Consider the following 19,373-nt stretch of genomic DNA (forward strand, 5'->3'; position numbering starts at 1 on the left):
ATTGACAATGCCGCAGTTCTTTATTGATCGCCCGATCTTCGCCTGGGTGGTCGCCCTGTTTATCCTGCTGGCCGGTTTGCTGGCCATCCCGCAGTTGCCGGTGGCGCAGTACCCTAACGTTGCGCCGCCGAAGGTGGAAATCTACGCGGTGTACCCGGGCGCCTCGGCCCAGACCCTGGATGAAAGTGTGGTCAGCCTGATCGAGCAGGAGCTCAACGGCGCCGATCACCTGCTGTATTTCGAATCCCAGAGCAGCCTCGGCTCGGCGACGATTACCGCCACGTTCCAGCCCGGCACCCACCCGGAAATGGCCCAGGTCGATGTGCAAAACCGCCTCAAGGCGGTGGAGCCACGCCTGCCCCAAGCGGTGACCCAGCAAGGTTTGCAGGTGGAGAAAGTCTCCGCCGGCTTCCTGCTGCTGGTCACCCTCACCTCCAGTGACGGCAAGCTCGACGACGTGGCGCTCAGCGATTACCTGGCGCGCAACGTGATGAACGAACTCAAGCGCCTGGACGGGGTGGGCAAGGCGCAGTTGTATGGCGCCGAACGCGCCATGCGCATCTGGATCGACCCGCAGAAGCTGATCGGCTTCAACCTCACGCCGGCCGATGTGAATGCCGCGATCAGCGCGCAGAACGCCCAGGTCTCGGCCGGTAGCATCGGCGATTTGCCGGGCACCAGGACCCAGGAAATCACCGCCGCGATCCTGGTCAAGGGCCAGCTGTCCACGCCGGCGGAATTCGCCGACATTGTGCTCAAGGCCAACCCGGACGGTTCCACCGTACGCATCGGCGATGTGGCGCGGGTAGAAGTGGGCAGCCAGGAATACCAGTTCTCCACACGCCTGAACGGCAAGCCGTCCACCGCCGTCAGCGTGCAACTGGCGCCGGGCGCCAATGCGCTGAACACCGCGACCCTGGTGCGGGCGAAGATGGACGAACTGTCGCGCTATTTCCCGGCCAATGTGGAATACAAGATCCCGTACGACACCTCGCCGTTCGTCAAGGTCTCGATCACCAAGGTGGTCTATACCCTACTCGAAGCGATGGCGCTGGTGTTTGCGGTGATGTTCCTGTTCCTGCAGAACGTGCGCTACACGCTGATCCCGACGCTGGTGGTGCCGATTGCGCTGATGGGCACCTTCGCCACCATGCTGTTGCTGGGCTTCTCGATCAACGTGCTGACCATGTTCGGCATGGTGCTGGCCATCGGCATCCTGGTGGACGACGCCATCGTGGTAGTGGAGAACGTCGAACGGATCATGGTCACCGAGGGCCTATCGCCCAAGGACGCGACGAAGAAAGCCATGGGCCAGATCACCGGCGCCATCGTCGGCATTACCCTGGTGCTGGTCGCGGTGTTCCTGCCGATGGCCTTCATGGCAGGCTCGGTGGGGGTGATCTACCAGCAGTTCTCGCTGTCGATGGCCACCTCGATCCTGTTCTCGGCCTTCCTCGCCCTGACCTTGACGCCAGCCCTGTGCGCCACCCTGCTCAAACCGATCGCCAAGGGCGAGCACCATGCCAAGGGCGGGTTCTTCGGCTGGTTCAACAAACGCTTCGAGCAACTCAGCGACCGCTACGAAGGTTGGGTGGCCTATGCGCTCAAGCGTAGCGGGCGATACCTGCTGATCTACCTGGTATTGCTGGTGGGCCTGGGGCTGATGTTCAGTCGCCTGCCCTCCTCGTTCCTGCCGGTGGAAGACCAGGGCTACACCATCACCGACATCCAACTGCCCCCCGGCGCGAGCAAGAACCGCACGGTGCAGGTGGCCGAGCAGATCGAAGCGCACAACGCCGGGGAGCCAGGGGTGGGTGACACCACCATGATCATGGGTTTCAGCTTCTCCGGCTCCGGGCAAAACGCCGCGCTGGCGTTTACTACGCTCAAGGACTGGTCGGAACGCGGCAGCGATGACTCCGCCGCCTCGATTGCCGACCGCGCCAACATGGCCTTCAGCGAGCTCAAGGACGCGATCGCCTATGCGGTCCTGCCGCCTCCCGTGGATGGCCTGGGCACCTCCAGCGGTTTCGAGTTCCGCCTGCAGGATCGCGGCGGTGTTGGCCATGCGGCGTTGATGGCGGCACGTACCGAGTTGCTCGACGCCGCCGGAAAAAGCCCGATCCTGACCAACGTGCGCGAAAGTGCCCTGGCCGAGGCGCCGCAAGTGCAGCTTGAGGTCGACCGCAAGCAGGCCAACGCGCTGGGCGTTTCGTTTGCCGATGTCGGCAACGTGCTGTCTTCGGCCATCGGCTCGGCCTATATCAACGACTTCCCCAACCAGGGCCGCATGCAGCGCGTGGTGGTGCAGGCCGAAGGTGACCAGCGCAGCCAGGTGGCGGATTTGATGAAGATCCACGTGCGCAACAAGTATGGAAAGATGGTACCGCTGTCGGCGTTTGTCGAAGCCAAATGGACCCAGGGCCCGGCGCAACTGACGCGGTATAACGGCTACCCCGCCATCGCCATTTCCGGCGAGGCGGCACCGGGGCATAGCACCGGCGAGGCGATGGAAGAAATCCAGCGCCTGGTCAGCCAACTGCCGGCGGGCCTGGGCCAGGAGTGGACCGGGTTGTCGTTGCAGGAACGTTTGTCCGGCTCCCAGGCCCCAATCCTGTTGGGCCTGTCGCTGCTGATCGTGTTCCTGTGCCTGGCGGCGCTGTATGAAAGCTGGTCGATCCCGACTTCAGTGCTGCTGGTGGTGCCGCTGGGCGTGCTCGGTGCGGTGCTGGCGGTGACCTTGAGGGGCATGCCCAACGATGTGTTCTTCAAGGTCGGCCTGATCACCATCATCGGCTTGTCGGCGAAGAACGCGATCCTGATCATCGAGTTCGCCAAGGACCTGTACGACCAGGGCGAAGACCTGATCGACGCCACCCTGAAAGCCGCACGCCTCAGGTTGCGACCGATCATCATGACCTCGCTGGCGTTTATCCTCGGCGTGGTGCCTCTGGCGATTGCCACCGGTGCCAGTTCGGCGAGCCAGCAGGCGATTGGTACCGGGGTGATTGGCGGGATGATCACGGCGACGTTGGCGGTGGTGTTTGTGCCGGTGTTCTTTGTGGTGGTCATGAAACTGGTGCGCAAAAAACGCTAAGGCTTTTTGGGGGACACTGTAACTGTGGCGAGCGGGCTTGCCCCGCGTTGGGCTGCGCAGCAGCCCCAATAAGAGCGCTGCAGTGTGCCAGGCAGGTCCGGGGTTATGTTTTGGGGCTGCTTCGCCGCCCAACGCGGGGCGAGCCCGCTCGCCACAAAAAATGCGCTAAGGTGCTCACATGTAACCATCTGTGAGCTGCCATGCCCTTCCTCGCCCGCACCCACCCTCGCCTCTCCGCCGCCGCCGTGCTCGGCCTTGCCGTAGGCATCCTGATACCGGCCGAAACGCTCGTGAGCAAGATCCTCATCGGCTGGAACGCTGGAGTCTGGACTTACCTGGTGCTGATGCTGTGGCTGACCAGCCGCGCCAGGGCCGACGATGTAAAGCGCATCGCCGAAATCGAGGACGAAAACGCCGGGCTGGTGCTGTTCACCGTGTGCATCGCCGCTATCGCGAGCCTGGCCACCATCACCTTCGAACTGGTGGGCAGTAAAGACCTGGCCACTTCCGAGCGCCTGCTGCACTACGGCGTTACCGGGCTGACGGTGATCGGTTCATGGCTGTTGATCGGGGTTATTTTCAGCGTGCATTACGCCCGCCTCTACTACACCTGGGATGGCAAGGAGCCGGCGTTGCGGTTTGCCGAAGGGCTGTTGACGCCTAACTACTGGGACTTCCTGTATTTCTCCTTCACCATCGGCGTGGCGGTGCAAACCTCTGACGTCGGCGTCGCCACCCGGGGCATGCGCAAGGTGGTGCTGGGTCAGTCGCTGATCGGTTTTCTGTTCAACACGGCCATCCTGGGGTTCTCGATCAACATCGCCGCCGGGCTGTTCGGCTAGGCTGCACAAACCTTCTAGACGCTCAGGTGTCGGTGGGCGCTAATACCCTTACACATTCCGTCCCGGTGCTTTATGGCTGCGCATAATTGGATCGATTTGTCCCAGGACGCCGACACCGGCATCGAGACCCTGCGCGCGCATTTCGAGGGCCACGCCTACGACCCGCACTGGCATGACAGCTACCTGATCGGCGTCACCGAACAAGGCGTGCAGCAGTTCAACTGCCGCAGGGCCCGCCACAACAGCGTGCCCGGCCAGGTGTTCCTGGTGGAACCCGGTGAATTGCATGACGGCGACGCGCCCACGGCGGACGGCTTTACCTACCATATGCTGTACCTCGACCCGCAGTGGCTGGCGCGGGAAGTGAGTGCGGTGTTCGAAGAGGCGCCGCTCGACAGCCAGCTGGGTTTCGCCACGACCTTGACCAGCGATCCACGCCTGGCCATCGCCACCAGCCAGGCGTTCCAGACCCTGCACAGCGGTGAATTGCGCATCGTGCGCCAACGTGCCATGGATCAATTGCTCGAGCGCCTCACCGGTCACCTGGCGTGGCGCACGCGCTACCGTGACGATCCACGCTTGCCACTGGTCGCCCATAAGGCCCGCGAATACCTGCACGCCCACCTGCATCACGATGTCGGCATGGACGAACTGGCCCTGGCCTGCGGCGTCGACCGCTTCCGCCTGAACCGTGCCTTCAAGAGTGCCTTTGGCCTGCCACCCCATGCCTATCTGGTGCAATTGCGCCTGGCCCGCGCCCGCCAATTGTTGGCCGCAGGTGAACAACCCACCGACGTGGCGATGAAATTGGGCTTTGCCGACCAAAGTCACTTGGGCCGCTGGTTCATGCGCGCCTATGGCCTGACACCGGCGGCGTACCGCAGGCGCTGCTCAAATCTTCCAGACAACTGACACCCGCGCTGGTGAAGATTGACGCCACTGATCTGTTCATTGGAGTCTTCCTGCATGCCGTCCACCCTCCTGCCGTTTATCGTGTTCGCCTTCGTCGCCTCCATCACCCCGGGCCCGACCAATATTCTGGTGCTCAGTAACAGCGCGCGCTATGGGCTCAGGGCAGCCTTGCCGATCATCTTCGGGGCTTGCGCGGGTGCGGCGGGGATTGTGCTGGCCGTGGGCTCGGGGCTCGGTGAATCCCTGGTGCATCTGCCCAAGGTCCAGAGCGCCATGCAATGGGGCGGCATCGCCTGGCTGAGCTACCTGGCCTGGCAGATCTTCCACGAGCCGGCGCAGGCCATTGATCCCGACAACCCACGAAAACGCCTCGGCCTGGTCGGCGCCGCCGGCCTGCAACTGGTCAATCCCAAGACCTGGATGATGGCCTTGGCGGTAGTCAGTGTGTTTGCCGGCCAGGGTAATGAGCGCCAGGCACATGTGCTGGTGCTGTCGTTGGTGTTTTTTGGGGTTTCGCTGCCGTGCCTGCTGACATGGGCGCTGCTGGGAGCCGGGTCGAGCAGAGTGTTTCGGTCGGCAAACGCAATGCAACGGTTCAATCGATGCATGGCAGCGCTCTTACTGGGCTCTGCGTGGTTAGCTGCATGGCTATAAGCAGCGGCGAATCCGATGAGTGGTAGGTGGTACCTGTTACTTTTGACAGTTGTCACCGGCTGGCTTATGGCGCGCAATAGGTGCACCACTCGCCGAACTGCCGGAGATAAACATGTCTGCACCACGCGCCCTGACGAGTAACATGATACTTAACGGCAGCTTCACCGATAACGGAAAGTACTGGGACACAGTGGGAAATGTCGATTACGCCGGGCAATCCTGTCGCGTCATCACAGGGCAAGCTTCTCAGGTAATCAATATCATCCCCTTGACCTCTTACACGCTTCGCCTATGGACCCAAGTACTGTTCAAAGGCCGTGGCGAGCTTCTCATCCGGCCAAATCCGCCTGCCACAGATGAACGTATTGTGCTGGACAGCTTCCATGTGTGGACGCAACAGCAGATCGACTACACCCCACCTGTCAACACGCAATTTATTACTGTCGCGGTTATCGGGAATGCGGGGGAGGTTCACGCCGATGAAATGCACTTATCATCGAATGGAACGGCGCCTGGTCATCCGGAGCTGATCAGAAATGGCGACTTTACTGAGCGCCTCAGCTTTTGGGATACCTCGGCCTCACCGATTGGGAGCCGTGCTCATTTTGACGGCGAGACCCTGGAAGCGGCCGTGGGCGGGCAGGCTCGGCAAAACGTCAGTGTCACCGCCAGTCAAACCTACGAATTCTCCGTGCGCTCACGCAGCGACTTCTCAGGTACCGGACGTGTGGTTTTTCAACTGCAGCCGATTGGCGTACTCCCAGAGATAACACTCACCACATCCAACTGGACGGTACATTCGCGAGAGTTGATCATGCCGGCCGGAACGACGGGATGCGGCGTCATATTGATTGGTGAAACCGGCGCTACTTATTTCGACGATGTTTCACTGAAACTGAAAGTCTGATGTAGCACTACCCAACTTTTCTACGTGGTTGTCCAGGCTAAGCAGTGTGCCTTGCGCGTGATCTGCAATACCAAACTCAAGGAGACACTTCCATGTCAATCACTTCGCAAAAACCTAAAAATAAATCGACTGTCGCCATTCAATACCTCAAAGGCGAAGTCCATCACGAAGACTTCACAGCAAAAGTCTTTTCAATCGAACTCATAAACGGAAAGTGGCGGATGTTCGGAAGCAAAATCGATGCTGGGGGAACCACCTACAAGATTCAGCTCGATATACCCGAGACCTACAAAAAAGGCGTATACAAACTGCAAGACCATCCGGGCATTGCCATCACCTACAGCACCACTCATCTGGAAGATCCCCTGCTTAAATATGTGGGTCAGGGCCTGCTCGATCTGATTGAGGTTGACGCAGACAATAGGCATGTCAGTGGCGGTCTCGCTGGCGGGATCACGAAAGAAGACGGTGACGGACGGGTGTTTACCGTTGATTTTCTGTTCAGCTTCGGTTGAACCCTATTGCAGGAGCAGCCCCCAAGGCAAAAAGGAAGCCGAAGCTTCCTTTTTGCCTGCGTCACAATGAGTTACCAGGAGTAACGTGCACCCACGTTCAACCCCCAAGGCTGATCCACATGCTTACCTTTGCTGTGTTCGAAGTCGGCATGCAATTGCAGGTTTTGTGACATGGACACTGCCACGCCTGCACCGAGTTCAGCACGCGACCCCGACAGATCATTGTTGAACACGTGGCCGTTGACCGAAGCTTTGTTGTCCTTGGCAAACTCATGCGCCACCGCCGTTCGCAAGTAAGGCTGAACGACGCTGCCACTGTCCATCACGAAATCACGCCCCACCGTCACGCCCAACTTGCCCAACACCGACTGTGTATTTTCACCCTTGGCTTGCAGACCATTGTCCAATGTGTAGCTCTTACCCTTGACGACGACCGTGGACGCTTGGGCAAATGGCTCGACGAAGAAGTCATTGTCCAACTTGATATTGCGACCCACCTCCACAGAGCCACCGATACCGTTAGTACCGTAGTTGCCCTTGGCTTGGGCACCATCGCTTAGTCCAACCTTGGAGTCATTCTCAAACCGGTTGGCCTTCACCACACCGTCGAAGTAATACCCGCTCTCCTCATCCACCCATGTTGCGTAGAGGCCAGCGTAGTAACTCTTGACGGTACCGGATGTGCCACGGCTCAGGTCCAGGTCGGAATTGCTGTGCCCCGCCATGACCCCCACCAGCCATTCGCTGTCTTCACCCATTGGCGTATCTGCACCCAGGGAGAAACCACGCTGGGTTTGTTTGGAACCCACACCGTTGGCATCGGATACCGAGTACTTGTTGCCATAACTGCGGATCCAGCCACCCGCCTGGGCACCGTTGTGACGCAACTCACCCATGCGGCTGCGCAACGAGGTCATCTCGCCGTACCACACGGTCGGCGCCGTGTTGAACAAGGCCAGCACCGAACGCGTACCTGGGCTGATCGTGCGCGCACTTGGGTCCAGGAACCAATCGTTGCCATCCTGCTTGAGCCCATAGGACCAGGCACCGATATCGACCGCACCGCCCACCAGGGAAAACTCAGCGTCTCCGCCGCCGGTGTGAACAATGTGTACATCGCCCGGCGATACAGGCTCCAGGCCGCTGCTGGCGACCAGCAAGCTGTGTTGACCGGTGGCGTCTCCTGCAATGTTGAGGAAGTCGTTCAACCCTGCAGCAAAATCTGCACCCATCACAAACGTGCCGTTGCCACTCAAGGTGTCCAGGTTCAACTGGTAGAAAGCATCGGCCGCCCCAAACTTCACCGTACCGCCAGCAAGATCCAGCGCCCCGACCAGGCTATTGCCGGTCAGGTTCCAGTAGGAGTGATCCCCAATACTGAGGCTATCGACGTTCAGCAGGGCTCCCGTGAGCGAAGCGTTATTCTGCAAGCTCAGGTTGGCATGGCTACCCGCTTCGACGAGCACATTGCCATTTAGATGGCTGTTGCTGACGCTCATGTTACCGGTGGCGCCACCGGTCACTTCCAGCAAGTTACCGTTGCCTCCAATCAGTTGAGAACCGTTGTTCACTTCAATGGTTGCGGTCGGCACGCGGCCCGGCCTCCCGGCGACCTGAATGGCTGCACCCGTCTTGCCTTCAACTGTCGACCGATCCAACACCAGCGTCCCATCACCGGTTACGCCTGCCGCGCGGGTAATTCGTACGCCGTTCTGTTCACCAACCAACGTGCTGCCCTGGGCCACGGCAGAACCGCCGAGCAATGAAACACCTGTGCTGCCGGCGGCAGTACCTTGCACCAGGGTGTCGTGCAAATTCAGCACACCCAATTGGGTGACCGAAGCACCCGCTTGGGCGCCCTTGATCGTGCTATCGAAAACGTCGGCACGAGAACCACTCGCGCCACCTCCGTAAGTGTTGAGTACCAGGCCAATGGACTGAGTACCTTCCAAATGGCTACCGGAAATCGTTGCGACGCCATCGGTCAGTTCCATGGCCGCAGCATTCGCGCCATCGAATTTGACGGTGGCGCCGCCTATCGTCACCGTCGAGCCCTCCTGGGCGACGATGCGTTCGATGGTACTTGCGCTGTTAACGGTCAATTGCGCACCAATACCATGAATCGCACCAGTGGTAGCGCCGTTAACGGTCAAGGCAGAGCCCTTCAGAAGAGCCCAGTCCTTTATCGTCTCTCCCGATCCAATAGTTTTCGACTCGCCAGGCCCTACCACTTCATGCGCGGCATGCGCCTGTGCCGCTACAGCCAGGAGCAGTCCCAGCGAGGGAACTTTGATGGCGGCACTTAAAGGTGAAAGTTTAAAAAGTTGTTTGATGGACATGCTGTAACACTCGCTTTGACTGATATGCCTGAATCAATGGCATGGCTCGTTCCCAAGGAGTGGAGCCAGACCTGTAGAGGCCGCGAGGTTATAGTTGGCAGGAGTAAGGGTAAGTAGGATAAATCTGAAGAACAGAATGGAAAGACGGGACAAAACCAAAAGAAAAAGGGCGTCGGAAAATCCCTCTCCGACACCCTTCCAGCGTTTCAACCTAAGTACTCACAAACAGTGCTGAACGTGAATACTCAGTCCGCCCCTAAGGCAGGCCCGAAGTATCACAAGTGTTGTTGGCTGAGTACATCCTCACGGGTATCACTGCGGGCACAGATCGCGCCCAGGTCCCACCATGATTGATGGAGTACCGCAACCAAGAGGATGCGAAGGGCGGCGTATACCCCTCGATAGGCTTTAGGAACGGGACGTAAGGGCCGTAGTGGAACATGAAACCCTGCTCCGCTGTAGTTTCATCGAGCGTAATTGTCCGTGAACCTGTCGTGCTTCCAATTGCCGGTAAATCACCGTTCAAGCCTTCTGCGCCATGGAACTCGATGATCACGTCAACGCCTTCTTTGAAATAGTCGGAATTTGGAGGAATCCATACCTCGAGATACCTGTCTGTCCATGGCAGCTCCGGCCCCCCCTTGACCGAAACGCAATTGAGGCGCCCACGTGGGTCTCCGGACCAACTTTGTACATTGCGGAACTCCGCAGGATCCATGATGTGCTCGATCGCATCATCCACCTGGACAGACGTAGACGGGGACAAATTGCCATTCAGGGAATCTGGCTCACTGACGGTATAGAACAGGTCATGGCTATCGTTGCCCAACGTGGCCAGCGCAGTCTTGTCCAACTCAATCACAATGCCTGCACCAGGCGCTTCTGAACCGAGGGTAAGCTCACCCACCTGAAGCGATTTGCTACCCCAGTACACCCTGATAATGTCGTTCATTCGCGGTGACGGTGTTGTCCATAGGGTGATGCGCGCCACTATCGCGCCTGCGGCATCGAAGTCAGCTTTGACCAGGAGATTGGGTACGGGATCCGATGCCGGGCCCATCAACTCTACCTCACCGAGGTCAGGGTTTTCTTCACCAGGCAAAGGAGGGGTGGGGCCAGGCGCCCACAGGTTCACATCAATATCCGTGGCGGTGGGTGGGCGGTCCGTGCCACCATTTTGATGTATTTCGTACGTTGCCGAGGTCGTGACGGCCTCCGTACTTGTGCCGAACTCGTCGAGGATCAGTTGATTCGGTAGCGTGATATCAAAATCGAATACACCATTAAGCGGAATGGGTCCATGGCTCTGGCTACCCCACCTGATGGTGACGTGATCGCCAGGCTGGTACGCGTAAGCTGGAATCGCCACCACGACATTGGCTTCCCACTCAGGAATATCGATCAGCCCATCTGGTGTGTTTTCGCGAATGATCAATGGCGTAAGGATCAGCCCGTTGCTGCGCTTGAGTATGCGTCCCTCCGTCCGGGACAACTCGCTAACGTTGCCAGCGCCATCGATCAACTGATAGACAAAAAACCAAATACCATCCAGCACATCGGGGTTGGCGAAAAAGGTATTGGGTAGATCAATCTCAAGACCTCCTGCCGGAATGGGTAACGTGTTCAGGGGAGGTCCATTGTCGGCGGGGTTATCCTGGGTGAACCAATAACGAACCCCGTCACCGCTCTCCCAATCATCGTAAGGGAGTACCTCAAATGTAAACTCAGGGTTCGTATCAATCACCACTTGGGTGATGATGTCTGCGGATGTCTCGATAAAATCGGGAAACTTTACCTTAGGGGGTTTTAATGCGCTGCCCAACCGCTTAAACGGTCCGAACAAATCAATATCAGCCATGCTCGTCTCAGAAAAGTCGGTGTATACCCCTCCAATCCCATTTTTGACTTTATACCTGAACTCGTACTTGCCATGATTGAGTAGACTCATCGGGATAACACGCTCAACGGTTGGCGTTGTAATCTCGGCGGGAAAGTGGATAGTCCACAGTACCGTCCAAGTGTCTATCCCGTCCGGACTCCACTCAATAGTGGCGTAATCATCGTCGTCCGGCGCCCCCCATGTGCGCATCAAAAACCTCAACCCGTTATTGGCATCGAGCCCCGGACGGTGAATTTTTCCGCTCGTACCATTGAGTGCATCGGGGTATTCAGGTGAGCTCAAATTAGGGTCGTCAAAACCCGCCACAACCACATGCTTGCTTTTTTTAGTGGGCATTTCAATTTCTCCTGCCTGATTGAAGCGACTTGAAGAGTGACGCTCTAGCAACACCCACTACTTGGCACCACAGACGCCAGGTATTACACAAGCCAACGCAAATTCTTCGTCGCATGTATTGAAGATATATGCTGCAGATAGGTTTATCTTTATTCGGGGCCGGTCCCATCCGGGCCACAATAAGTGATCGGATTGGTTGGAAAAGCCCGATCAAACTTCAAATAGCGCGGCGAAATAGATTCACCGATTAGGATAGTTCCTCTCCAGACACTAAAACTCGCACTCCCTCCTGCATTATTTTTCAATGGCTGCGTATAGGGCTGATAGGGAATAACGAAAATATGGAAGCCCACCGCTTCGTCAGCGTCAGTCCAGTTCTCTTTAAACTCTTTGACCGTTTCAGGGATGACCTCTCCGCCTCCGGCATACCCCGTTGTTCCGATCCACTTCAAACGTATTTCGTTACCGGGCTTGATCGCGGTGTGTTTATTTATCTTTATTCGTACGCCCTCCCAGATTTTGGGATTACTTTGGCAATTGAACAAGCCGTTGACCGCATCCGGCGCCTCGGGTCGCGAGAAAGACACCGGCGCTGTAATATCCAACTCGACAGACGTGGACTGCGACAGATTTTCGTTCGAGGAACCTGGCTCGCTGACGGTATAGAACAGGTCATTGAAGCCACTGCCCAACGAGGCCAATACGGTCTTGTCCAGGCCGATCTCAATGGGTTCACCGGGCGCCTCCAAACCAAGCTTATGCGTACCAACCAGAAGTGATGTATTAGCCCAGTACACGTTGATAATGTCGTTCATTCGCGGAGACGGCGTTATCCATAAAGTGATTTGCGCGACTATCGCAGCGGCACTATCGAAGTCTGCTTTGGTCAAGTAATCACGAACGGGATGGGACGCCGGGCCGACCAGATGTACAGAGGGAAGATGTGGATTTTCTTCGCCTGGTTTTGGTGGGAGGGGCCCCGGCACCCACAGATTCACAAGAATGTGGGTGGGCATCAGTGGGGAACTTGGACCGCCACTGCGTAGTATCGTATAGGTTGTCGAAGTACTGACAGGCAAGGTACTCGCGCCGAACTCATCGATAATCAGTTGAGCCGGAAAGGAAACTTCAAAATCAAACACGCCACTCAACGTGACAGGACCGTAGCTCTGACTCCCCCACCGAATGATGGCCTGGTCACCGAACTGGTATACATACTGAGGAATCGCCACCCTGACACCGGCTTGCAGTTCGGGAATATCGATCAGCCCGTTCTGAATAATCTCGCGAACAATCAATGGGTCAAGGGCCAAACTCGAACCGCGCTTTAGTATGCGCCCCTGAGTCCGGGACAACTCGCTTTCGTTGCCAGCGGCATCAATCAACTGATAGACAAAAAACCAAGTGCCATCCAGCACCAATGGGTCGTTGAAAAAAGTATTGGGCAGATCAATCTCACGACCTTCGGCCGCAATAGGCAAGGTGTTCAGGGGAGGCCCATTGTCGGCGGGGGTATCTTGTGTGAACCAATAACGAACCCGGTCGCCGGCTTCCCAGTCAGCGTAAGAGTGCACCTCAAATGTAAAGTTAGGATTTGTATCAATCACCGTCTGAGTGATGATGTCTGTGGCGTTCGCGAGAAAATCGGGAAACTTAACAAAAGGCGGTTTTACTGAGTTGCCCAATCGTTTGAACGGACCAAACAGGTCGATGTCGGCCAAGCTGGCATGTGAGAAATCGGTATATTCGCCTGCCGATCCATTTTTAACCTTGTACCTGAACTCATATCGCCCGTGGTTAAGTATGGTCGCAGGGATTACACGCTCGACCGTCGGCGTTGTGATTTGCGAAGGAAAGTGGAGCGTATCCAGCTCTGTCCATAGGTTAACTCCAACGGGGCTCCACTCAATGGTGACATAGTCATCGTCATCCGGTGCCTTCCATGTCTGCATCAAAAAACGCAGCCCGTTACTTGCATCATATAACAGCCGATCAATCTTCCCATCGTGCCCATTAAGCGCATCAGGATATTCCGGCGCCATCAAATTGGGAGTGTCAAAACCCGTCACAGTCACATTTTTCATGGGCATTTCATTTTCTCCGCGCCTGATTCGAGCAACGTGAACAGCACCGCTCTGGCAATACCCGGCCTTTCGCATCAGCCGCCAGTCGAATGGGCGATGGTATAGAGCCGAAAAAACGACTTAGGTGATGCCAGGACAATTCACCACCGTGGGCTCTGAAACTCGCCATGAATGGCTCCACCGACCTATAAACGACCTGTTTACCAACTTCCGTAAAGAGACCTTCCTGAAGCAAATTAAACGCTTGAATTGGCGGCCTGAATACTGTCAGAACTAACAGGTAACCAGCGCCGTCTGTCGCTTTTTGCTCTGTGATCAACGTCCCACCGCTTGACCACATGCATAAACATGGTGTCTCCTGAAACCGGTTTCAGATTAGTCATCAGCACAATTCCAATAAGAAAGGCCCGCGACCGTGACCCCTTTTTCCGCCGCCCAACGCACCCGCGTCACCATGCTCGACGTCGCTCAACACGCCGGCGTGTCCAAGGCCAGTGTGTCGCGCTTTATCGGTGACGACCGCGCCCTGCTCTCCGATGCCATTGCCTTGCGCATCGAGCAAGCCATCGAACAGCTCGGCTACCGCCCCAACCAGATGGCCCGTGGTTTGAAACGTGGCCGCACGCGCCTGATCGGCATGCTGGTGGCCGACATCCGCAACCCCTACTCCATTGCCGTGATGCACGGCGTCGAAACCGCCTGCCGCCAGCACGGCTACAGCCTGGTGGTGTGCAACACCGACCGCGACGACGAGCAGGAGCGCCAGCATTTGGCGGCGCTGCGTTCGTACAACATCGAAGGGCTGATCGTGAATACCCTCGGCCATCACCTCGACCAACTGCTGGAGCTGCAGCGGGAAATGCCTCTGGTGTTGGTGGACCGCAAGGTCGAGCCGCTGCACAGCGACCTGGTGGGGCTGGATAACGCGGCGGCGGTGCGCATGGCGGTGGAGCATCTGGAGCAGCAGGGTTATCGCGATGTGTTGCTGGTGAGCGAAGCCACCGATGGCACCAGCTCACGCCTGGAACGCCTGGCCAGCTTCAAGAACGAAATCGCCCGCCGCCCGGCATTGACCGGTGCCATCGTGGAATTGGATGACGAACTGCAAAGTCGTCTACAACACTTTCTCGCCAAACCCGGCCCCAAGGCCCTGTTTTGTGCCAACGGCATCACCGCGCTGGCCTGCACCCGTGCGCTCAAGACGTTGGGTTGCAACCTGTTCGACGACGTGGGGCTGGTCGCCCTGGATGACCTGGATTGGTACCCGCTGGTAGGCACTGGCATCACCGCCCTCGCCCAACCCACCGAAGCGATTGGTGCCAGTGCATTCGACTGCTTACTCAAGCGGTTGCGCGGTGACACGGCGCCGACCCGCACCCTGGATTTTTTGCCCCAGTTGATCATCCGAGGCTCAACCCAGCGCCCCTAGACGTAGAGTCAATTAGACATTTAACGTCAAAAAATGAAACCGGTTTCAGAGGTAAACAACAATGCATAAATACCCCGTCTCCATCAGCCTTTCCAGCTACGGCGCCGACCTGGTCCGCCAGCAGGGCCAATTGAGTTTTGTCGAACTGCTGGCCGCCGCCGGTGCCCAGCGCATCGAGTGGCGTGAAGAACTGCTGACCAGCGAGCAACCCGCCCAACTGGCCCTGGCTGCTGCCGAGCAGGGCCTGGAAGCGGTGTTCTCATCGCCGTTGGAATTATGGATCGCCGGCCGTGCCCAGCCGAATGCCGAACTGAACGCGACCCTGGACCGCGCCCAGGCCTTTGGTGCGCGCTGGCTGAAAGTCTCCCTCGGCTACTTCACCGACACCAACGACCTGGAAAGCCTGCACGCCCTGCTCAACCGCCACCCCGTCCAGCTGCTGGTGGAAAACGATCAGACCCTGCACGGCGGGCGGATCGAGCCGATGCAACGGTTTTTCACTGAGGTCGAACGCCTGGGTCTGCCGGTGAAGATGACCTTCGATATCGGCAACTGGCAGTGGCAGGACCAATCCGCGCTGACCGCCGCACGCCTACTGGGCCGGCACGTGGACTACCTGCACTGCAAAGCCGTGGCGCGTCGCGCGGACGGCAAGCTGGTGGCACTGCCGCCCGGCGCCACCGACCTGCATCTGTGGGAACAACTGCTCAAGCACATGACTCAAGGTATTACCCGGGCGGTGGAATTCCCGTTGCAGGGCGATGACCTGGTCGACGTCACCGCGCAGCAAGTGGCGGCCCTCGCGCTCCTTGGCCAACCCCGTGCGGAGAACGCCCATGTCTGAGATCGATATTCTGTCGTTTGGCGAAACCATGGCGATGTTTGTCGCCGAGCAGACCGGCGACCTGGCCCAGGTGGCGCAGTTTCACAAACGCATTGCCGGCGCCGACAGCAATGTTGCCATCGGCCTGTCGCGCCTGGGCTTCAACGTCGCCTGGCTGAGCCGGGTGGGCAATGATTCCCTCGGGCGTTTTGTGGTCGACACGCTCCAAAAAGAAGGCCTGGACTGCCGGCATGTGGCGGTCGACCCGTTGCACCCCACCGGTTTTCAGCTCAAGTCCCGCGAAGAAGCCGGCGATGACCCGCAGGTGGAGTACTTCCGCAAGGGCTCGGCCGCCAGCCATCTGTCCATCGACGCCATCAGCCCGGCGCTGCTGCAAGCCCGCCATCTGCACGCCACCGGTATTCCGCCGGCGTTGTCGGAGGCCACCCGCGAGCTGTCCGTAGCGTTGATGACGCAGATGCGCAACGCCGGTGGCAGCGTGTCGTTCGACCCGAACCTGCGTCCGTCGCTGTGGACCAGCCAGGAACAGATGATCCGCGAAATCAACGCCCTCGCCGCCCTCGCCGACTGGGTCCTGCCGGGCCTGGGCGAAGGCCGTTTGCTCACCGGTTTCGACGACCCGGCGGATATTGCCGCCTTCTACCTCGACCAGGGTGCCGAAGCCGTGGCCATCAAGCTCGGCGCTGAAGGCGCCTACTACCGCACCCACCTGGGCCAAGGCTTCGTCGCCGCCGTGCCGGTGGACAAGGTGGTGGATACCGTTGGCGCCGGCGATGGCTTTGCCGTGGGCATGATCAGCGCCTTGCTGGAAAACCTCAGCTTCCCCGAGGCGGTGCAGCGCGGCAATTGGATCGGCAGCCGCGCCGTGCAAAGTCGCGGCGACATGGAAGGCTTGCCCACCCGTTCCGAGTTACCCACCCGATCCGTCGCTTGACCCACACCCTGTTGCCACAACTACAACAAGCTCAGGAGCAACCCTATGGAAACCGTGAAACTCGCCACCCGTCGTTGGTGGTACATCATGCCCATCGTTTTTATCACCTACAGCCTGGCGTACCTGGACCGCGCCAACTACGGCTTCGCCGCCGCCTCCGGGATGGCCGAAGACCTGATGATCACCCCCGGCATGTCGTCGCTGCTGGGTGCACTGTTTTTCCTCGGCTACTTTTTCTTCCAGGTGCCGGGGGCGATCTACGCGCAGAAACGCAGCGTTAAAAAACTGATTTTCGTCAGCCTGATCCTCTGGGGCGGCCTGGCCACCCTGACCGGGGTGGTGTCCAACGCCTACATGCTGATCGTCATTCGCTTCATGCTCGGCGTGGTCGAAGCCGCCGTGATGCCGGCGATGCTGGTGTACCTGTGCCACTGGTTCACCCGTGCCGAACGCTCGCGCGCCAATACCTTCCTGATCCTCGGCAACCCGGTGACCATGCTGTGGATGTCGGTGGTGTCCGGCTACCTGGTGCAGCATTTCAGCTGGCGCTGGATGTTCATTATCGAAGGCCTGCCGGCGGTGCTGTGGGCGTTTATCTGGTGGAAGCTCGCGGATGAAAAACCCGCGGACGCCAAGTGGCTGAGCGAGCAACATAAAAAAGACCTGGAAGCCGCGCTGGCCGCCGAGCAAGTCGGTATCAAGGCGGTGAAGAACTACGCCGAAGCGTTCCGTTCGCCCAAGGTGATCATCCTGGCGCTGCAGTTCTTTTGCTGGAGCATCGGCGTGTATGGCTTCGTGTTGTGGCTGCCGTCGATCCTCAAGAAAGGCTTGCAGATGGACATGGTCGAAGCCGGCTGGCTGTCGGCCCTGCCCTATCTCGCAGCCGTGATCGGCATGCTGGTGGTGAGTTGGGGTTCGGACAAACTGCAAAAGCGTAAACGCTTTGTGTGGCCGCCGCTGTTGATTGCCTCCATTGCCTTCTACGCGTCCTACGTGCTGGGCGCCGAACACTTCTGGTGGTCCTACACCCTGCTGGTGATTGCCGGGGCGTGCATGTATGCGCCGTACGGGCCGTTTTTTGCCATCGTCCCGGAAATCCTCCCCGCCAACGTTGCGGGTGGCGCCATGGCACTGATCAACAGCATGGGCGCCCTCGGCTCGTTCGGCGGCTCCTACCTGGTGGGTTACCTCAATAGCAGCACCGGCTCGCCCGGCGCTTCGTACCTGCTGATGAGCGGTGCGCTGATGCTGTCGGTGGTGCTGACGATTTTCCTCAAGCCCGGCGCCAGTGACCGTGAACGCGCGCCGCTGCCAACCCTTGAATTGAAGGTAAAAGCTCAATGAAAAAGTCTGTGGTTTTGTACAAGAAACTCTCCGCACCGTTGATGGCGCGCCTGCATGAACACGCCGAGGTCACGCTGATCGACGCCCTGGACGAGACCGGCCTGGCCAAGCTGCGCGACGCCCTGCCCACTGCCCACGGCCTGCTGGGTGCCAGCCTGCGCCTGGATGCGCAGTTGCTGGACCTGGCGCCGCACCTGAAAGCCGTGGCCAGTGTGTCCGTAGGGGTCGACAACTACGACATCGACTACCTGACCCAACGCGGCATCCTGCTCAGCAACACCCCGGACGTGCTCACCGAAACCACCGCCGACACCGGCTTCGCGCTGATCCTCGCCACCGCTCGGCGTGTGGTCGAGCTGGCCGACATGGTGCGCGCCGGCCAGTGGAACAAGAATATCGGCCCGTCACACTTTGGCAGCGACGTGCACGGCAAGACCCTGGGCATCATCGGCATGGGCCGCATTGGCGAAGCGTTGGCCCAGCGCGGGCATTTCGGTTTTGGCATGCCGGTGCTCTACCACAGCCATTCGCCCAAGCCGGCGGTGGAACAGCGCTTTGGCGCGCAGTACCGCAGCCTTAACGATTTGCTGCAACAGGCCGATTTTGTCTGCCTGACACTGCCGCTGACCGCCGAAACCGAGAAGCTGATCGGCGCCGAGCAATTCGCACTGATGGGCCCGGAGACGATCTTTATCAATATCTCGCGGGGCAAAGTGGTGGACGAGGCGGCGCTGGTCGAGGCCTTGCAGCAACGTACGATTCGGGCGGCGGGGTTGGATGTGTTCGAAAAGGAACCGCTTGATCACGGCTCGCCGTTGCTGCGTTTGAACAATGTGGTGGCAACGCCGCATATCGGCTCGGCGACCCATGAGACGCGGGAGGCGATGGCGAAGTGTGCGGTGGATAATCTGTTGCAGGCGTTGGCGGGTGAAAAACCGAAGAACCTGGTCAATCCGGAGGCCTGGAAGCAATAACCACTGACAAAACAGAGAACAACTGTGGGAGGGGGCTTGCCCCCGATAGCGGTGGATCAGTTATAGATAAGTTGACTGACACACCGCCATCAGGGCATAGGCATCTACACAATTTTCAGAGACTGGCGAGTTCCCCTGTGGCGAGCGGGCTTGTCCCGCGTTGGGCTGCGAAGCAGCCCCAAAACCAGCCTCCACAGAGTGTCTGATACACCGCGTTCTTCCTTACTGGGGCTGCTACGCAGCCCAACGCGGGACAAGCCCG

The 19,373-nt window shown here is 58.7% G+C and carries 14 protein-coding genes; 11 read left to right on the plus strand and 3 right to left on the minus strand.

Annotated features, from left to right (window positions below):
* The first annotated feature begins 7 nt into the window (after positions 1–7).
* From FIV39_RS27805 to FIV39_RS27830, 6 genes are all read left to right on the plus strand, one after another.
* Positions 8–3,097: an efflux RND transporter permease subunit gene (locus FIV39_RS27805; RefSeq protein ID WP_090405153.1), complete on the plus strand. Its 3,090-nt coding sequence runs from the start codon at positions 8–10 to the stop codon at positions 3,095–3,097.
* A 200-nt stretch (positions 3,098–3,297) separates the two neighbouring features.
* A complete protein-coding gene (locus FIV39_RS27810; RefSeq protein WP_090405156.1) occupies positions 3,298–3,939 on the plus strand; it encodes a DUF1345 domain-containing protein in 642 nt (213 codons plus the stop codon).
* Between the two features lie 72 nt (positions 3,940–4,011).
* A complete protein-coding gene (locus FIV39_RS27815; RefSeq protein WP_090405159.1) occupies positions 4,012–4,851 on the plus strand; it encodes an AraC family transcriptional regulator in 840 nt (279 codons plus the stop codon).
* A 54-nt stretch (positions 4,852–4,905) separates the two neighbouring features.
* Positions 4,906–5,505, plus strand: a complete 600-nt coding sequence (locus FIV39_RS27820; RefSeq protein ID WP_090405162.1) for a LysE family translocator — start codon at positions 4,906–4,908, stop codon at positions 5,503–5,505.
* A gap of 112 nt (positions 5,506–5,617) precedes the next feature.
* On the plus strand, positions 5,618–6,412 hold the full coding sequence (locus FIV39_RS27825) for a hypothetical protein (protein ID WP_090405169.1): 795 nt from the start codon (positions 5,618–5,620) through the stop codon (positions 6,410–6,412).
* Positions 6,413–6,504: 92 nt separating this feature from the next.
* Entirely contained in the window at positions 6,505–6,927 is a 423-nt protein-coding gene (locus tag FIV39_RS27830) for a hypothetical protein (RefSeq protein WP_090405172.1), read from the plus strand.
* Between the two features lie 71 nt (positions 6,928–6,998).
* On the opposite strand, the gene FIV39_RS27835 is transcribed toward FIV39_RS27830, so the two are convergent.
* The 3 genes from FIV39_RS27835 to FIV39_RS27845 form a co-directional block, all read right to left on the minus strand.
* Positions 6,999–9,080, minus strand: coding sequence for an autotransporter outer membrane beta-barrel domain-containing protein (locus FIV39_RS27835; RefSeq protein ID WP_390620717.1), 2,082 nt, complete (start codon positions 9,078–9,080; stop codon positions 6,999–7,001).
* Between the two features lie 442 nt (positions 9,081–9,522).
* Entirely contained in the window at positions 9,523–11,502 is a 1,980-nt protein-coding gene (locus FIV39_RS27840; protein ID WP_090405178.1) for a hypothetical protein, read from the minus strand.
* A gap of 149 nt (positions 11,503–11,651) precedes the next feature.
* On the minus strand, positions 11,652–13,586 hold the full coding sequence (locus FIV39_RS27845; protein WP_090405181.1) for a hypothetical protein: 1,935 nt from the start codon (positions 13,584–13,586) through the stop codon (positions 11,652–11,654).
* 415 nt (positions 13,587–14,001) lie between these two features.
* Here FIV39_RS27845 and FIV39_RS27850 point away from each other — a divergent pair, with 415 nt between their 5' ends.
* The 5 genes from FIV39_RS27850 to FIV39_RS27870 all read left to right on the plus strand — a co-directional run bounded on the left by FIV39_RS27850 (position 14,002) and on the right by FIV39_RS27870 (position 19,111).
* On the plus strand, positions 14,002–15,015 hold the full coding sequence (locus FIV39_RS27850; protein ID WP_090405184.1) for a LacI family DNA-binding transcriptional regulator: 1,014 nt from the start codon (positions 14,002–14,004) through the stop codon (positions 15,013–15,015).
* Between the two features lie 61 nt (positions 15,016–15,076).
* Positions 15,077–15,859, plus strand: a complete 783-nt coding sequence (locus FIV39_RS27855) for a sugar phosphate isomerase/epimerase family protein (protein ID WP_090405186.1) — start codon at positions 15,077–15,079, stop codon at positions 15,857–15,859.
* Complete coding sequence (locus tag FIV39_RS27860) at positions 15,852–16,793, plus strand: sugar kinase (protein ID WP_090405189.1); 942 nt, start codon at positions 15,852–15,854, stop codon at positions 16,791–16,793. The genes FIV39_RS27855 and FIV39_RS27860 overlap by 8 nt, the downstream gene beginning before the upstream one ends.
* 45 nt (positions 16,794–16,838) lie before the next feature.
* Complete coding sequence (locus tag FIV39_RS27865; protein WP_090405191.1) at positions 16,839–18,137, plus strand: MFS transporter; 1,299 nt, start codon at positions 16,839–16,841, stop codon at positions 18,135–18,137.
* Positions 18,134–19,111, plus strand: coding sequence for an NAD(P)-dependent oxidoreductase (locus tag FIV39_RS27870; protein WP_090405194.1), 978 nt, complete (start codon positions 18,134–18,136; stop codon positions 19,109–19,111). Before FIV39_RS27865 ends, FIV39_RS27870 begins: the two co-directional genes overlap by 4 nt.
* Positions 19,112–19,373: the final 262 nt, after the last annotated feature.

It is taken from the genome of Pseudomonas grimontii (assembly GCF_007858185.1).
In the GTDB taxonomy this organism is placed as follows: Bacteria; Pseudomonadota; Gammaproteobacteria; order Pseudomonadales; family Pseudomonadaceae; genus Aquipseudomonas; species Aquipseudomonas grimontii.

Coding starts and splice junctions, on each gene's coding strand:
- FIV39_RS27805 (WP_090405153.1), top strand. CDS start 8: ATGCCGCAGTTCTTTATTGATCGCCCGATCTTCGCCTGGGTGGTCGCC.
- FIV39_RS27810 (WP_090405156.1), top strand. CDS start 3,298: ATGCCCTTCCTCGCCCGCACCCACCCTCGCCTCTCCGCCGCCGCCGTG.
- FIV39_RS27815 (WP_090405159.1), top strand. CDS start 4,012: ATGGCTGCGCATAATTGGATCGATTTGTCCCAGGACGCCGACACCGGC.
- FIV39_RS27820 (WP_090405162.1), top strand. CDS start 4,906: ATGCCGTCCACCCTCCTGCCGTTTATCGTGTTCGCCTTCGTCGCCTCC.
- FIV39_RS27825 (WP_090405169.1), top strand. CDS start 5,618: ATGTCTGCACCACGCGCCCTGACGAGTAACATGATACTTAACGGCAGC.
- FIV39_RS27830 (WP_090405172.1), top strand. CDS start 6,505: ATGTCAATCACTTCGCAAAAACCTAAAAATAAATCGACTGTCGCCATT.
- FIV39_RS27840 (WP_090405178.1), bottom strand. CDS start 11,502: ATGCCCACTAAAAAAAGCAAGCATGTGGTTGTGGCGGGTTTTGACGAC.
- FIV39_RS27845 (WP_090405181.1), bottom strand. CDS start 13,586: ATGAAAAATGTGACTGTGACGGGTTTTGACACTCCCAATTTGATGGCG.
- FIV39_RS27855 (WP_090405186.1), top strand. CDS start 15,077: ATGCATAAATACCCCGTCTCCATCAGCCTTTCCAGCTACGGCGCCGAC.
- FIV39_RS27860 (WP_090405189.1), top strand. CDS start 15,852: ATGTCTGAGATCGATATTCTGTCGTTTGGCGAAACCATGGCGATGTTT.
- FIV39_RS27865 (WP_090405191.1), top strand. CDS start 16,839: ATGGAAACCGTGAAACTCGCCACCCGTCGTTGGTGGTACATCATGCCC.
- FIV39_RS27870 (WP_090405194.1), top strand. CDS start 18,134: ATGAAAAAGTCTGTGGTTTTGTACAAGAAACTCTCCGCACCGTTGATG.